At 73.4% G+C, this 15,793-nt stretch carries 13 protein-coding genes; 7 read left to right on the top strand and 6 right to left on the bottom strand.

Features of this window, described 5'->3' with window-relative positions; translation table 11 throughout:
* Window positions 1-2: 2 nt before the first annotated feature.
* Window positions 3-923: an amino acid ABC transporter permease gene (locus ACZ6W9_RS23155; protein ID WP_470119562.1), complete on the bottom strand. Its 921-nt coding sequence runs from the start codon at window positions 921-923 to the stop codon at window positions 3-5.
* 3 nt (window positions 924-926) lie between these two features.
* Window positions 927-1,886: an ABC transporter substrate-binding protein gene (locus tag ACZ6W9_RS23160; protein WP_389963948.1), complete on the bottom strand. Its 960-nt coding sequence runs from the start codon at window positions 1,884-1,886 to the stop codon at window positions 927-929.
* 367 nt (window positions 1,887-2,253) lie between these two features.
* Here ACZ6W9_RS23160 and ACZ6W9_RS23165 point away from each other — a divergent pair, with 367 nt between their 5' ends.
* From ACZ6W9_RS23165 to ACZ6W9_RS23175, 3 genes are all read left to right on the top strand, one after another.
* Complete coding sequence (locus ACZ6W9_RS23165) at window positions 2,254-3,789, top strand: OmpA family protein (RefSeq protein ID WP_470119564.1); 1,536 nt, start codon at window positions 2,254-2,256, stop codon at window positions 3,787-3,789.
* 122 nt (window positions 3,790-3,911) lie between these two features.
* Window positions 3,912-4,472 carry a DUF4142 domain-containing protein gene (locus ACZ6W9_RS23170; protein WP_470119565.1) on the top strand — a complete coding sequence of 187 codons (561 nt, stop codon included), beginning with the start codon at window positions 3,912-3,914 and terminating at the stop codon, window positions 4,470-4,472.
* A gap of 87 nt (window positions 4,473-4,559) precedes the next feature.
* The gene (locus ACZ6W9_RS23175) at window positions 4,560-6,485 is read left to right on the top strand and encodes an ABC transporter ATP-binding protein (protein ID WP_389963939.1); all 1,926 of its coding nucleotides are present in this window, start codon (window positions 4,560-4,562) and stop codon (window positions 6,483-6,485) included.
* Window positions 6,486-6,567: 82 nt separating this feature from the next.
* Here the strand turns inward: ACZ6W9_RS23175 and ACZ6W9_RS23180 are convergent, their stop codons facing one another.
* Entirely contained in the window at window positions 6,568-7,512 is a 945-nt protein-coding gene (locus ACZ6W9_RS23180; protein WP_470119567.1) for an endonuclease/exonuclease/phosphatase family protein, read from the bottom strand.
* Window positions 7,513-7,669: 157 nt separating this feature from the next.
* On the bottom strand, window positions 7,670-9,271 hold the full coding sequence (locus ACZ6W9_RS23185) for a phospholipase D family protein (RefSeq protein ID WP_470119569.1): 1,602 nt from the start codon (window positions 9,269-9,271) through the stop codon (window positions 7,670-7,672).
* Between the two features lie 297 nt (window positions 9,272-9,568).
* Between ACZ6W9_RS23185 and ACZ6W9_RS23190 the strand changes: the two genes are divergently transcribed.
* The 3 genes from ACZ6W9_RS23190 (at window position 9,569) to ACZ6W9_RS23200 (ending at window position 12,601) form a co-directional block, all read left to right on the top strand.
* The gene (locus ACZ6W9_RS23190) at window positions 9,569-9,805 is read left to right on the top strand and encodes a ferredoxin (RefSeq protein WP_389963930.1); all 237 of its coding nucleotides are present in this window, start codon (window positions 9,569-9,571) and stop codon (window positions 9,803-9,805) included.
* Window positions 9,792-11,189: an NAD(P)/FAD-dependent oxidoreductase gene (locus tag ACZ6W9_RS23195; RefSeq protein ID WP_470119571.1), complete on the top strand. Its 1,398-nt coding sequence runs from the start codon at window positions 9,792-9,794 to the stop codon at window positions 11,187-11,189. The genes ACZ6W9_RS23190 and ACZ6W9_RS23195 overlap by 14 nt, the downstream gene beginning before the upstream one ends.
* Before the next feature lie 173 nt (window positions 11,190-11,362).
* Window positions 11,363-12,601: a cytochrome P450 gene (locus ACZ6W9_RS23200; RefSeq protein WP_389963924.1), complete on the top strand. Its 1,239-nt coding sequence runs from the start codon at window positions 11,363-11,365 to the stop codon at window positions 12,599-12,601.
* 88 nt (window positions 12,602-12,689) lie between these two features.
* Here ACZ6W9_RS23200 and ACZ6W9_RS23205 read toward each other — a convergent pair whose 3' ends face one another.
* Both ACZ6W9_RS23205 and ACZ6W9_RS23210 read right to left on the bottom strand, forming a co-directional pair.
* The gene (locus ACZ6W9_RS23205) at window positions 12,690-13,763 is read right to left on the bottom strand and encodes an LLM class flavin-dependent oxidoreductase (protein ID WP_470119573.1); all 1,074 of its coding nucleotides are present in this window, start codon (window positions 13,761-13,763) and stop codon (window positions 12,690-12,692) included.
* 29 nt (window positions 13,764-13,792) lie between these two features.
* Window positions 13,793-15,229 (bottom strand): amino acid permease, encoded by a 1,437-nt coding sequence (locus tag ACZ6W9_RS23210; RefSeq protein ID WP_389963917.1) that lies wholly within the window; start codon window positions 15,227-15,229, stop codon window positions 13,793-13,795.
* Between the two features lie 182 nt (window positions 15,230-15,411).
* On the opposite strand from ACZ6W9_RS23210, the gene ACZ6W9_RS23215 reads away from it, so the two are divergent.
* Window positions 15,412-15,786 (top strand): hypothetical protein, encoded by a 375-nt coding sequence (locus tag ACZ6W9_RS23215; protein WP_362933243.1) that lies wholly within the window; start codon window positions 15,412-15,414, stop codon window positions 15,784-15,786.
* The last annotated feature ends 7 nt before the right edge of the window (window positions 15,787-15,793 follow it).

A 15,793-nucleotide genomic window follows, 5' to 3' on the forward strand; every position in this document is an offset into this window, starting at 1 on the left:
CGTCACCGGGTTCCTCCGATCATGCGCTGGAACACGCCGGGTCCGCTCCCGGTGACGCCCCGGCCGAAGCGCCGCTCCAGGTAGGACTGCGGGACCGACAGCAGGGTGGTCAGCACGAGGTACCAGACGCTCGCCACGATGAGCAGCGGGATCGTCTGGTAGTTCTGGCTGTAGATCCGCTGGATCTGCGTCATCATCTCGGCGGCGGAGATCACCGACACCAGCGCGGTGGTCTTGAGCATGTTGATCGTCTCGTTGCCCATCGGCGGCACGATCACCCGCATGGCCTGCGGCAGCACCACGCGGCGCATGGTCAGCAGCGGCGACATGCCCAGGGAGTGGGCGGCCTCGGTCTGGCCGTGGTCCACCGACTGGATGCCGGCCCTGATGATCTCGGCGGCGTAGGCCATCTCGTTCAGGCCCAGCGCCAGCAGGGCCGCGACCATCGGGGTGATCACCTGGTTGGTGGGGGCCGACCAGAAGACGATGCCGGTGAAGGGGACGCCGAGCTGGATGTCGGCGTAGAAGATCCCGAAGAACCCCCAGAACAGGATCTGCACCAGCAGCGGCGTGCCGCGGAACAGCCAGACGAACGCCCCGGAGGTGATCGACAGCACCGGGTTCCTCGACAGCCGCATGACGGCGATGAGCGTTCCGCCGACCAGGCCGAGGGCCATCGCGGCGGCGGTGAGCCAGACGGTGGTCACCAGGCCCTGGAGGATCACGTCCTTGAACAGGTAGGACCTGATCGTCGGCCAGCCGAGGTTAGGGTTGGCGAGCAGTGACCTGACGAGCGCGGCGAGCAGGAACAGCACGGCCGCCGCGGCGACCCACCGGCCGTAGTGCCGGACGGGGACCGCCCTGACGCCGGCGGCGTCGCCCGCCGCCTCCGGGGCGGCGGGGCGGGATGAGGTGTCCTGCACGGCCTAGTCCACGGCCGCGTTGATCGTGGCGGTCTTCACGGCGATCGACTCGGCGCCGTACCCGGCCAGGATCTTCCCGTAGGCGCCGTCGTCGATGAGGGACTGCAGCGCCTTCTGGACGGCCTGGGCGAGCGGCTGGTTCGCCTTGGCCACGCCGATGCCGTTGGGGGAGGCGTTGTAGCCGCCCATGGCGGCCGGGTCGTCGACGGCCTCGAAGGCGGCGCCGCCGTCGGCGGTCTCGGCGGTGTAGATGGCCGCGGGCTTGGTCTGCAGGCTGGCGACGACCGTGCCGGCCTTGATGGCGAGCTGGGCGTCGGTGTCCTTGGGGTACTCCTTCTTGGAGATCTCCGGTTTGCCCGCGGCCTTGCAGTCGGACTGCCACTTGTCGATCAGCTTCGACTGGTTGGTGGCGGCCTGCGCGGCGACGGCCTTGCCGCACAGGTCGGTGTGGGCGGTGATCTTCTCCGGGTTGCCCTTCCTGACGAGGATGCCGGTGCCGGAGACGGAGTAGTCGACGAAGGTGAGCACCTGCTGGCGCTCCTTGTTGTCGGTGAGCGCCGACATGACCGCGTCGTACTGCCCGGCCTGGATGGCCGGGATGATGCCGTCGAACTTCTGCTGGCCGAACTCGAACCGCACGCCCAGCCTGGCGCCGAGCGCCTGGCCGAGGTCGTAGTCGATGCCGGTCAGCTCGGTGCCGCCCTCGGAGACGAACATCTCGAACGGCGGGTACGGCGCGTCGGTGGCGACGCGGACCTTGCCGGCGCTCCTGATCGCGTCGGGCAGCAGGGCGGTGAGGGCCGGGTCGGCGGTGATGGAGACACCGGCGACCGTCTGGGGCTTCGGCTCGGTCCCCGCGGCGGAGGCGCCGCCGGCGTCCGCGGGCGCGCCGGAGGTGGTCTGGCCGCACGCGGCGGCGCCGAACAGGAAGAGGCCGGTCAGCAGAAGGCGGTGTCTGCGCACGTCACACCTCGGGGGATCGGGGGCTGAGGTGGTCTGGATGTTACAGATACGCTCCATGATTTCCAAGATGTAATGAACATAACAATCACGTCATGCCGTCTCCACCGGTAGGCCGGGGTGCCGGGAGTGCGGGGGCCGGTGCTCGGGCCCGGGCGTCGCCGTACCGGCCGTCGCCGCCGCGCCAGTCAGGTCCGATCCGGGTCGGTCCGGGTCGGGTCGGTCCGGGTCGGGTCGGTTCGCGAACTCGGAGGCGCGGCCGAACGAACGCCGATGATTCTGGTTAATCCCTGCTTTCTTGGAAAAAGCGCGGTATATATAAATTTTCATGATCCGCGGTAGACGTCGGCACGCATGCGAAGCCCTCCTGATGGCGCTGGTCCTGGCGGCCTGCTCGACGGCTCCCGCCGGACGGGAGCCCTCGGCCGCCTCCACCCCCGCCCGCGGCACGACCGCGTCGGCGGCTCCCAGCGCGACTCCGGCCACCACCCCCGGCACGGACCCGTCCGCCGGGCCCCCGCCGCTCGCCACCCTGTACGGCGACGGCCACAGCGGGGACCACGGCAGCGCGAAGATCGAGGTCATCGCGCTGGAGCGGAGCGCGCCGGATGCCGTCACCGCGCGGTTCCGGATCAGCGCCGAGCAGTCCGAGGTCAGGCTCGAAGGCTTCCACGCCTCCGGGCTCGCCGGGAGCACCCCCTACGACCACAACTCGGCCTTCTCCGGCTTCTACCTCCTCGACGACACGCGCTTCTCCGCCTACTACCCGATGAAGAGCCCCCCGGCGCGCTGCCTGTGCAGTCAGCCCGAGCCGTTCGCCAAGGTCAGGGCGGGCGAGTCCGCGCTGATGTGGGCGGTCTACCGGGTGCCGCCGGACACGACCGGCGTGGCGGTCGGCTTCCACGGCGCGGGGCTGACCCCGACGCTGCCCATCGCTCCGGCCGGTGGCGGCGGCACGCTCGACGGCGAGCCCGACGCCGCCGCCATCGCCGCGGCGACGCCCAACACGATCGCCCTCGCCACGCGGACCGACGGGACCGGTTCCTCGGTCACCGAGTCGGGCGAGCGGATCGACATCGCCCTCGACACCGACGTCCTGTTCGACTTCGACAAGGCGACGCTGACCGGCCGCGCCCGGCGGACGCTCCAGGGGACGGCGGAGCGGATCCGCGCGGAGGCGGACGGCGAGGTCCGGGTCGTCGGGCACACCGACGACGTCGGCTCCGACGCCTACAACCAGGACCTGTCGCTGCGCCGGGCCAGGGCGGTGGAGAAGGCGCTGCGCGGGCTCGTTCCGGACGCGGAGTTCGCCACCGAGGGCAAGGGGGAGACCGACCCCGCGGAGAAGGGCACCTCGGATGGGGCCAGGGCGCGCAACCGCCGCGTCGAGGTGGCCTTCCCCCGTAAGGCCGTCCCGCCGCCGCCCGCGGCCTCCCCGTCCGCCGTCCCCGCTCCCGCTCCGTCCGAGGTGGCGGCCGCCACCGCGCGGGGCCTGCGCAAGATGGCCGGGCTCACCGCGAACCTGCTGGAGCTGCGGCGCGTCGGCGGCCGGACGCTCGTCGCCACCGTGGAGCTCGCCCACACCGGCGGCGGCGAGGTCACCCTGGAGAACGGCGCCTGGGACGGCGACGTGGAGAAGGGCGGGTTCGTCTACGGCTACAAGACGGACTTCTTCTGGCTGGCGCTGGCCGACCGGTCCGGAACGCGCTACCTCCCGATGACGACGCCCGGCGACAACGGGTTCCCGCGGCACTGCGTCTGCTCGGAGATCGTGTTCACCAAGCTGCGCGCCGGTGAGCGCATCCGGATGTCCGTGCTGATGACCGCGCCGCCGCCCGGGGTGACGAGCGTGGACGTCGAGATCTCCGGCTTCACCCCGATGCGGGACGTGCCCGTCACCGGGTGACACCCCGGCGAATCCCTCGAAGCCTTTCCTGACCATTTGTTCCTTCATATAGCTATAAATGTGGATAACGGAGCACGTCGTCAGGAGGTGGTTGTTCAGTCGCACACCGAACGGGGGACCCAATGATCAGAAGGATCGTCGTCCTGCTGGCCGCCATGCTCGTCGTGATGGGCGGCGCCGTACAGGCCGCCGTGGCCCAGCCGAACCTCAACGAGCAGGACAGGAAGTTCCTGGTCCAGGCGCACCGCGGCAACCTGGCCGAGATCCGGTCGAGCAGGCTCGCGCTGAGGAGGTCGGACTCCCAGGACGTCAAGGACATCGCCCAGAAGCTCATCACCGACCACACGGCCCTGGACGACAAGCTGCGGCCGGTGGCGGAGCAGGCGGACGTGCGGCTGCCGGACCGGCCGAACCGGATGCAGCGCGAGCAGATCGAGAAGCTGTCGAACCTCAGCGGCCCGGCCTTCGACAGCGCGTGGCTGGCCGCGCAGGCCGCCGACCACCGCATGACGCTCAAGCGCCTCGACCGGGAACTGACCAACGGCTCCTCCTCGGCGGTGAGGAAGCTGGCGCAGGACGCCCTGCCGGTCATCCGGGAGCACCTGCGCCTGGTGCGCGAGGCCCGCGCGAGCGAAGGTCCGAGCGAGGGCGCGAGCGAGAGCCCGAGCGAGAGCCCGAGCTGACCCGTCCCGGACGCCACCTTGACCTCGACCTTAGTTGAGGTTTTAGGATCGACCCCTCGATCCTAAAAGAAATCCGGTGGTGTCCTGATGAACATGGAAATGGCGGCGTGGCACTCGATGTACGCCACGATGCAGGCGCAGGAGGACAAACGGCCGTTCTCCATGGCCACGCTGCGCCGGATCGGAGCCTTCGCCCGGCCGCACACCCGCAAGCTGGTGTTGTTCCTGCTGCTCAGCGTGGTGGGAGCGGTGCTGGCGGTCGCCACGCCGGTGCTCGCGGGCCAGGTCGTCGACGCGATCGTCAACCGCGCCCCGGTGGAGGCCGTGGTCCGTCTCTCGGCGCTGATCGCGGTGATCGCGCTGGCGGAGGCCGGGCTCGGCCTGGCGACGCGGTGGCTGTCGGCGACCCTGGGCGAGGGGCTCATCCTCGACCTGCGCGCCGCCGTATTCGACCACGTGCAGCGCATGCCGGTGGCCTTCTTCACCCGGACCCGCACGGGCGCGCTGGTCAGCAGGCTGAACAACGATGTGATCGGCGCGCAGCGGGCGTTCAGCGACACCCTCTCCGGCGTGGCCGGAAACCTCGTCACGCTGCTGCTCACGCTGGTGGTGATGATCGGCGTCTCCTGGCAGATCACCTTGCTCTCGCTGATCCTGCTGCCGGTGTTCGTGCTGCCCGCCCGGCGGATGGGCTCCCGGCTGGCCCGGCTGAGGCGTGAGGCGGCCGCGCACAACGCGACGATGAGCACGCAGATGACCGAGCGTTTCTCCGCGCCCGGGGCGACGCTGGTGAAGCTCTTCGGCCGCCCGGCCGAGGAGTCGGCCGAGTTCGTCGCCCGGGCCCGCCGGGTGCGGGACATCGGGGTGCGCACGGCGATGACGCAGTCGGTGTTCGTCACCGCGCTGACGCTGGTCTCGGCGCTGGCCCTGGCCCTCGTCTACGGCGTCGGCGGCGCCTACGCGCTGCGGTCGCTGCTCGACCCGGGCGCCGTGGTCGCCCTCGCGCTGCTGCTCACCCGCCTGTACGCGCCGCTGACCTCCCTGGCCGGCGCCCGCGTGGAGGTGATGAGCGCGCTGGTGAGCTTCGAGCGGGTCTTCGAGATCCTCGATCTCAAGCCGCTCGTCGCCGAGCGTCCCGGCGCCCGCGCGGTGCCCGACGGGCCGGTGTCGGTCGAGTTCGACGACGTCCGGTTCGCCTACCCGTCGGCGGACAAGGTGTCGCTCGCCTCCCTGGAGGACGTCGCCCGGCTCGACACGCGCGGCGGCGTGGAGGTGCTGCACGGGGTGTCCTTCCGCGCCGAGCCGGGCCGCATGGTGGCGCTGGTCGGCTCCTCGGGGGCGGGGAAGTCGACGATCGCGCAGCTCATCCCGAGGCTCTACGACGTCGACGCGGGCGCCGTACGGCTCTCCGGGGTGGACGTGCGCGACCTGACGGCCGAGTCGGTCCGCGGGGCCGTCGGGATGGTGACCCAGGACGGGCACCTGTTCCACGACACGATCCGCGCGAACCTGCTGCTGGCGCGGCCGGAGGCGACGGAGGAGGAGCTGCTGGACGTGCTGCGCCGCGCCCGCCTGACCGAGATCGTCGACGCGCTGCCCGACGGCCTGGACACCGTCGTGGGCGAGCGCGGCTACCGGCTCTCCGGCGGCGAGCGGCAGCGGCTGACCATCGCCAGGGTCCTGCTGGCCCGGTCCCGGGTGGTGATCCTGGACGAGGCCACCGCGCACCTGGACTCCACCTCCGAGGCCGCGGTGCAGGCCGCGCTGGGGGAGGCCCTGGACGGCCGGACGGCGGTGGTGATCGCGCACCGGCTGTCCACCGTCCGCGCGGCCGACCTCATCCTGGTGATCGAGGACGGGCGGGTCGTGGAGCGCGGCACCCACGCCGAGCTGCTGGCGGCGGGCGGCCGCTACGAGCAGCTGTACCGGACCCAGTTCGACCAGGAACCCGCCGGCCCCGTCGCGGACCCGGCCGGCTCCGCCGTACCCGTCACGGCCGGTACGGCGGGCTGAGCCGGGGCGGTCCCGCCGGTCACGGCGGGACCGGGGACGGACCTGGCCGGGCGGCCGTGACGGGTACGGCGGGGCCGATCCGTCAGGGGAGGCCGAGTTCGGCGAAGACCGGGCGGTGGTCGCTGCCGGGCAGGGAGTGCACGCTGAACGCGCTGACCGGCATCCGCCGGTCGGCGAGCACGTGGTCGATCGTCACGCCGGGCAGGGACCTCCACCCGAGCCGCGGCCAGGTCGGCGTCAGCCCCCGCCCGGTGGCGTCGGCCGCGTCGCGGTAGCCGCTCGCCAGCAGGTCCCGCACCGGCGGATGGTCGAGGGTGGCGTTGAAGTCGCCGGCCAGCACCCGCGGACGGCCGCCCGCCCGTGGCAGCGCCGCCAGGCCCGCGCCCCAGCAGGGCACCTTGCCGGTCTGGCTGGGCGCGCACGGGTGCACCGAGACGACCTCGACCTCCCGGCCGCCCGGCAGCGCGACGACGGCCCGCGACTGGCGGAAGCGGCCCAGTTCGATCATCGGCGCCTCGGTGAGCGGGTGGCGGGAGTAGATGCCCGACCCGGACACCCCGGGCCGGGAGCGGTCCACGACGTACGGCATCAGGCCCCGCAGGCCCGCCCCGTCCAGGCGGCCGAGCGCGGCGGGGGTGAGCTCCTGGAGGGCGAGCACGTCCGGCCGCAGGTCGTGCACCAGCCTCATGAGCGACGCGGTGTCGCCCGAGCCCACCCTCAGGTTCGCCGCGAGCACCCGCAGCCGCGACGGCCCGGCGGCCGGGCCTCCGTCGGCGACGTACCGGGGGAGCACGGCCGCGATGAGCGCCACGCTCGCCGCGAGGGCCACGGCGGCGGACGCCCGGCGGCGCAGCACCGCCGCGAGCAGCAGCGTGACCACCGAGAGCGCCGCCACGTACGGCGTGAACGCCACCAGCGGGACCCACTGCCAGGCCGGGGTCCACCCGGCGGTCCTGACCACCGCCCACGCCGCGACCGGCAGTACCGCGAGCCACACCAGGAGACCGACCGCCCTTGACCTGATCATGGTGTGGGAGCGTAACCGGCGCCGGTGCAGATTCCGTGGAGATCCGGTGCGCGCACCGTCGTGCTCCGCCGGGACGTCCCGGCGGTCGCGGACGTCCCGGCGGCCGGCGCGGAGCGGATTCTCCGCCGTCCGGTTTCCGTCGTCCGGTTTCCGCCGTTCAGTAGGAGCCGGCGCGGCGCAGGGCGCGCGGACGCCCGTCGGGGTCGTGCACGATCCGGTAGAGCGGGTCGGCCCACAGGGCGGTCCACCGGGAAAGACCCGGCGACCGGTAGACGCGCAGCCGGCCGGGCGGCCGGGGGCCGCGCCGTCCCTCCTCGTGCCAGTGGTCCAGGCGGGCGGCGCAGGCGGCGAACGCGTCGAAGAAGGACCGCGGGTCCAGCAGACCGCCGTCGTCGTCCTCCGGCAGTTCGAGGTGCTCGCGGGCGAGGGTGAGCCGCAGGTCCCGGGGGAGGCGGCGGGCGCCGTCGCCGTGACCGGCGGGGTCCAGCGGCGCGCGGCCGTCCGGGGTCTCGTCGAGCACCGCGCAGGTCAGCTCGGAGTCGTAGGTCCAGGAGCGGCGGTTGAAGTTGTCGGAGCCGATGGTCACCCACACGTCGTCGACGACGCAGACCTTGGCGTGGACGTAGACCGGGGTGCCGTTCCCGTTCTCCAGCCCGTACACCGCGAAGCGCTCGCCGCCGGCCTCCTGGAGCACCGACAGCGCCCGGTTGCGGCCCAGCACCTGGGGGACGTCGCCCAGCAGGCCGTCCTCGTCGGAGTGCAACGGCAGGACACTGATCATCAGCAGATCCGGGTTGTCGCGCAGCGCGTCGGCGAACGACTCGGCGACCTGCGGCGACCACAGGTACTGGTCCTCGATGTAGACCAGGGCGCGGGCGCGGCGCAGCGCCTTGAGGTAGCCGCGGGCGATGCTCCGCTCGCCCCGCGGCGCGAACGGGTAGCGGGTCAGCCGGTGGGCGTAGGTCCGCAGGAGCTGTACGGCGTGCGGCCCACGGGCGGGCGGGTCGGGGAACTGCCGTGGCAGCGGGTCGGGGCGGGTGTCCTCGCGGCGCAGCAGGTCGGCCAGGCGGTGCACGGGGTTGCGGGTCAGCGGGCCGGGGTCCTCCCAGCGTTCCCGGAAGACGGCCTCGACGTCGCCCACGGCGGGACCCTGGATCGCCGCCTGCACGTCGTGCCAGGGCGGGCGCTCGCCGTACACCCCGGACATGGGCGCGGCCTGCGGGTCGCCGTCGTGCGAGGCGTCGTCGCGGCGGCTCCAGCACAGGTCGATCCCGCCGACGTAGGCGATGTCGCGTTCCGGCCGGTCCCGGTGCCGCAGCACCACGAGCTTCTGGTGGTGGGAGCCGCCGGGCGGGACCCGCATGTCACGCAGGCACTCGCCGCCGGCGGCCTCGATCTCGTCGCCCAGGTGGCGGTTCTCGGCCTCGCTGAAGCGGAGTCCGTCCCAGTGCGAGCGCCACAGCAGCCCCTTGACCACGACACCGCGCTTGGCCGCCTCCCCGAAGACCCGGGCGACCTCCGTGCCGGGGCCGTCCAGCCGCTCGGAGGGGTCGCCCCGCCAGTCGGTGAACAGCAGCAGGTCCCCGGCGCGCAGTTCGCGGACCCGGGCGAGCAGCTCGGCGAAGTACGGCGCGCCGTGCGGGATGGGCCGGACCGTGTTGCCGTCCGACCAGGCGACACCGGGATCGTGGCGGCCGTCGATGGACGTCGCCGGGTTTCCCCGTTCCTCGGGGGTGAGGAACCAGTCGTTTGCCTTCATCGCAGGTGCTCTACCCGCCTTTGACCTGGTTTCACCCGCGAGACGGGGAGCGGACCCCTCGACGGGGTCGGGGAGCGGGCCCCTCGACGGGGCCGGGGAGCGGGCTCCGAAGGGCCGGGCGCCGGCACCGCCGAGGCCGGACGGGCCGCGGCGCGGGCGTTCCCCTCCGTTGGGGCGGACGGCGGCAAAGACCCCGCCAAAAGCCGCAACACCCCGGTTTCCGGATGATGTTTCCCCAGGTCCGCTCCCTAGGCTGGCAGCGTCCGACGCCGCACCCGCCGAATGGGGGCAGCTCTCGTGAGGATCGTCGTGGACCTCAACCGGTGCGAGGCGTACGCGCAGTGCGTCTTCCAGGCACCCGACGTCTTCGCCATGCACGGCGAGGAGGCGCTGATGTACGAGCCCGGCCCCGGGGACGAGCGGCGCGAGCAGGTCATGCGGGCCGCCGCGTCCTGTCCGGTCCAGGCCGTCCTCGTCGAGTGGCCCGGCGAGGCGGCCGCGCCGGAGGGGGCGGGGACCGGTGCCCGCGGCTGACGGAGCGGCGGAGGAGTTCCGGCGGCGCGGCCACGCCGTCGTGGTCGGCGCGTCCCTGGCGGGCCTGCGGGCCGCCGAGACGCTCCGCGAGAAGGGCTTCGCCGGGACACTGACCATGATCGGTGACGAGCCGCACGAGCCCTACGACCGGCCGCCGCTGTCCAAGCAGGTCCTGCTGGGCCTCACCGGCGCCGGCGACACCCTCCTGCCGCGGCGACACGCGCTGGAGGCGCGCTGGCTGCTCGGGGAGGCCGCCACCGGGCTCGACCCGGCCGGGCGGCTGGTACGGCTGGCAGGCGGGGACGAGGTGCGCTACGACCGCCTGCTGATCGCGACCGGCACCCGCGCCCGCCCGTGGATCAGGGAGGCCGAGGCCGCCCTGGACGGCGTCTTCACCCTGCGCACCAGCGACGACGCGGCCGGTCTCGCCCGCCGGATGGACGCGCGGCCCCGCAGGGTGCTCGTCATCGGCGCCGGGTTCACCGGCTCGGAGATCGCCTCGGCCTGCCGGGAGCGGGGGATCGACGTCACGGTCGCCGAGCGCGGCCCCGCACCGCTCGTCGGGGCGCTGGGCGGCGTCGTCGGCGCGGTGGCGGCCGAGCTGCACCGCGAGCACGGCGTGGACCTGCGCTGCGGCATCACGGTCACCGCGCTGGAGGGCGACCAGGCCGGGCGGCTGCGGTGCGCCCACCTGTCCGACGGCACCGCGCTGGAGGCGGACGTGGCCGTCGTCGCGCTGGGCGCGGTGCGCAACACCGAGTGGCTCGCCGGATCCGGGCTGGCCGCCGGGCCGCGGGGGATCGCCTGCGACGCCGGGTGCCGGGCCTTCGACGTGCACGGCATCGTCACCGACCACGTCTTCGTCGCCGGGGACGTCGCCCGGTCCCCGCACCCGCTGTTCGGCTACCAGTTCCTGTCGCTGGAGCACTGGGGCAACGCGGTCGCCCAGGCCGAGGTCGCCGCGCACAACATGGTCAGCCCCGGCCCGGACCGCCGCCCGCACCTGTGGCTGCCGGCGTTCTGGTCCGCCCAGTTCGGCGTCAACATCAAGTCCGTCGGCGTCCCGCCCATGGGCCGCGAGCTGGCCGTCGTCCAGGGGTCCCTGGCGACGCGCCGGTTCGCCGCCGCCTACGGCCACCAGGGGCGCGTCATCGCCGCCGTCACCTTCGACCACGGCAGGTGGCTGCCGTTCTACGGCCGGCTCATTGAGTCGGCCGCGCCCTTCCCGCCGGACTTCGCCCAGGTGGACCGCGCCCCCGGGGGTGCGCGGGCGATCCCGGCGGAGTTCCCCGACCCCGCCCTGCCCACCCACGGCCCCACCGTCACCCTGAGCGGCTACGCGCCCGACGAGCGGCGCGTCACGTTCGTCCCGGCCCGCCTCTGAGGACCGTTGAGGACTCTGAGGACCGTTGAGGACTCTGAGAACCATCCGCCGCTCCGAGAGCCGTCCGCCGCTTCACGGGACCGCTGAGAACCACCGAGAACCACCGAGAACCGCCCGCCGACCCCGGGAACCGTACCCGCCTTCCGGGAGCCGTCCGCCGAGAGGAGCCCGTCATGACCTCAGCCACCCTGCTGCGGCGGATCACCGACTACGCCAGCCGCGCCGACCCCTACCCGCTCTACGCCGAACTGCGCAGGACGCCGGTGGCGCGGCAGGAGGACGGCGTCTACGCGGTGAGCACGTACTGGGAGATCGCCGCCCTGCTGCACGACCCCCGCCTCAGCTCCGACCCCCGCAACCGGGTCCCCACCGCCGGTGAGGAGGACCTCCTGGAGGAGGAGCAGGAGGGGCTGCCGCCCGCCTTCCTGCGGCTCGACCCGCCCGAGCACGACCGGCTGCGCCGGCTGGCGAACCGGCCGTTCGGGCCGCCGGACAGCCCCCGGCGGATCAGCGACATGCGCGGCGACCTCGCCCGGATGGTCTCCGGCCTGATCGACGGCCTGCACGACCGGGAGGAGGCCGACCTCGTCGAGGACTTCGCCTACCCCTTCCCGGTGATGGTGATCTGCGAGCTCCTCGGGGTGCCGCACGAGGACGAGGCGCGCTTCCACGTCTGGGCCGAGGCGATCGTCGCCGGGCTCGACCCCGGCGAGGAGGGGGAGGGCCCGGTCGAACGGCGGCGCGCCGCCCAGCGGGCCCGCGGGGAGCTGGGCCGCTACCTGGCCGGACTGATCGAGGACCACCGCCGCGCGCCCGGCGGCGACATGCTGTCCGCGCTGGCCGCCGGGCACGGCGACCGGGAGCGCATGTCGCCGCTGGAGCTGGTCGTCACCGCGGTCCTGCTGCTCATCGCCGGCCACGAGACCACGGTGAACCTCATCACCAACGGCATGCTGACCCTGCTGCGGCACCCCGACGCCCTGCGGAGGCTGCGGGAGGAGCCCGGCCTGGCCGTGCCGCTGGTGGAGGAGCTGCTGCGCTTCGAACCGCCGGTGCAGCTCCTGCCCCAGCGCACCGCCCTCGCCGACATCGACGTCGGCGGCGTCACCATCCCCCGGGGGGCGCCCGTCTGGCTGGTCCTGGCCTCCGGCAACCGGGACCCCAGACGCTTCACCGACCCCGACCGGTTCGACCCGGGCCGGACCGGCAACGAGCACCTCGGGTTCGGCGGCGGCATCCACTACTGCTTCGGCGCGCCGCTGGCCCGGCTGGAGGCACAGGTCGCGCTCACCGAACTGGCCCGCCGGCTCGTCGAGCCTCGGCTGGTGGAGGATCCGCCGCCCTACCGGCGCAACCCGGTGCTGCGCGGCCCCCGCCACCTGCCCGTCGCCTTCGGCGGCTGCGCGCCCTGACGCCCGGTCAGACGCCGGGCACCGGGTACGGCCGGGCACAGGACCGCTCGCGCGGGCCACGCGGCCACGCGGGCCGGGCGCCGTACGGTCAGGCGCCGGGCAGGCCGTACGCTTCGGCGATCAGACCGTAGGAGCGGATCCGCGCCCCGGGGTCGGCGACCTGCGAGGTGATCATCAGCTCGTCGGCCTCGGTGCGCTTGCGCAGCTCCTCCAGCCCCGCGCGCACCGCGGCGGCGTCGCCCAGCACCACGTTCGACAGGTGGTCGTGGACGAAGGCCGCCTCGGCCGCGGAGTAGGGGTAGGCCTCCGCCTCCTCGGGCGTGGGGATCGGCTCCGGGGCGCCGCGGCGCAGGCGCAGCATGGCCAGCGCGCCCGGCCGGGCCAGGCGCAGCGCCTCCTCGGCGGTCCCGGCCGCCACGGCGGCGACGCCGATCATCGCGTACGGCCGGTCCAGCGCCTCCGACGGCTGGAACGCCGACCGGTACAGCTCCAGGGCGGGGACGGTGTTGGCGGAGCTGAAGTGGTGGGCGAACGCGAACGGCAGCCCCAGCAGGCCGGCGAGCTGGGCGCTGAAGCCGCTGGAGCCGAGCAGCCAGATCGGCGGGCGGCCCGACTCCGGGGAGCGGGGGACGGCCGAGAGCCGGTGCAGGGGGTCGTCGGCCGGGAACGAGGCGTCGAGGAAGCCGGTCAGTTCGGCGAGCTGCTCGGGGAAGTCGTCGGGCCCCAGGTCGCCGCGGCGCAGCGCCCGCGCGGTGGCCGGGTCGGTGCCCGGGGCGCGACCGAGACCGAGGTCGATGCGGCCGGGGTGCAGGGCGTGCAGGGTGCCGAACTGCTCGGCGATGATCAGCGGCGCGTGGTTGGGCAGCATCACGCCGCCGGAGCCCAGCCTGATCGTCCGGGTCGCCGCGGCAAGGTGGGCGATCAGCACTGCGGGGGAGGAGCTGGCCACCGACGGCATCCCGTGGTGCTCGGCCACCCAGATGCGGTGGTAGCCCCACTCCTCGGCGCGTCTGGCCAGCTCGGTGCTGCCCGCCAGCGCCTGGGTGGCGGTGAAGCCCCTGCCGACGGGCGCCAGGTCGAGGATGGACAGCGGGACCTCGGCGGAGCCGCGCGCCGCGCCGCGGATGTCACCGGGGACGTCGCCGGAGATGTCATGAGCCATGTCAGCGGCGAACCCGCCCCGGCCCGCGTTTATTCCGGCGTCCCCTCCCCGTCCCGGGCCCCGGCCAGCTCCGAGTGCCGGTAGGAGTAGGCGAAGTACACCACCAGGCCGATCACGAACCACACCGCGAACCGCACCCAGGTCTGCCACGCCAGGAAGGTGATCAGCCAGAGCGAGAAGGCGATGCCGACGGCCGGGACGACCGGCATGCCCGGGACGCGGAAGGTCCGCGGCAGGTCGGGCCGCCGGTAGCGCAGCACGATCACCGCGGCGCACACCACCACGAACGCCAGCAGGATGCCGATGTTGGTCAGCTCCGCCGCCTCCACGATGGGCAGGAACCCGGCGATGAGCGCCGAGAGGACGCCGACGATCCAGGTCACCCGGTACGGCACGTGCCGTACCGGGTGGGTCTTGGCGAACCACTTCGGCAGCAGCCCGTCGCGGCTCATCGCGAACCACACCCGGGTCACCCCGAGCATGAACGTGAACATCACGGTGAGGATGCCGATGATCGCCCCGACCGCGATCACGTCCGCGAGCCGGGTCAGGCCCACCGACTGGAACGCCGTGGAGAAGCCGCTCTCCCGATCGATCTCGGTGTACTTCTGCATGCCGGTCAGCACCAGACAGGCCAGCACGTACAGCGTCATCGCGATGGCGAGCGAGTACATGATCGCCCTCGGCATGTGCCGCGTGGCGTCCTTGGACTCCTCCGCGGCGGTGCTCATCGCGTCGTAGCCGAACACCGCGAAGAACACCGTGGCCGCGCCCGCGAACACGCCCCCGACGCCGAAGGGGAAGAAGGGGACGTAGTTCGAGGACCTGACGTAGAAGGCGCCGACCACGATGACCAGGATGACCACGGCGACCTTCAGCCCGACGACGGCCATCTCGAACCGGGCCGCGTTGCGCATCCCGAGGTTCAGCAGCCAGGCGATCAGCAGGCACAGCAGCGCGGCGAACAGGTCCACCCGGTGCCCGCCGCCCGTCCCCGGCGCGCCCAGCATCCACGCCGGGAGATCGGCGCCGAGACTGCCCAGCAGGAAGGAGAAGTAGCCGGAGATGCCGATGGCGACCACCGCGACGATCGCGGTGTACTCCAGCAGCAGGTCCCAGCCGATGAACCAGCCCGGCAGCTCGCCGAGCACCGCGTAGCCGTAGGTGTAGGCGGACCCCGCCTTCGGGATGAGCCCGGCGAACTCGGCGTAGGAGAACGCCGCCGCCGCGCTCGCGATCCCGGCGACCAGGAACGACAGCACGACGGCGGGACCGGCCTTGCCGTTGGCCACCGCGCCCGCGAGCGTGAAGATGCCCGCGCCGATGATGCCGCCCACCCCGATCGCGGTGAGCTGCCACACCCCCAGCACACGGGTGAGCTGCCCCGTCCCGCCGCCCCCGGCCTCTTCGATCTGTTCGAAGGGCTTGCGGCGCAGCACGCCTTTTCCCGTCCGCAGTCCGGCCACGACCCATCTCCCCCGAGCGACGCCCGGCGGCTGGGCGCCGCCGCCTGCCCGGCCCCCGTTTTACCCTCTTTCACCTGCGGCTATGCGAGCCTCCCCGAGGATCGGCCCGGGCTCGCCGTGGCCCCGCCGGACCCGGCGCGGTACCGTCGAGTCATAGGACATAAGCCACCCGGGGGGCCGCTATGGCAAGCGATCCCGATCACGTGCTCGACGCCATCGACGGAGTCGTCGACGAATGGCTCACCATGAGCGAGGACTCGATGCGCTGGGCGCCACCAGAGAAAGCCCCGCCGCGGCAGCGGCTCGGCCTGCCGGCGCCGCCCCTGCCGCAGATCGTCGAGGGGATCATCCAGGAGGTCGGCGCCCGCACCCAGGCCGTGGTGGAGGCGGTCCGCCCGCTGGGCGAGGGGGTGATCGAGGCGTTCGCCGCCGTGCTGGACAACTCCCCGGTACGGCACCTGCTCCACACGGGCCCGCGTGACCGGCCCCCGCACGGACCGGCCGGCCACGATGAGGACGGCCCCGAGGACGGTCCCGCGGATCCTCAGGCCGGATAGCGGATCC

This window comes from Streptosporangium sp. NPDC053982, from assembly GCF_055585205.1.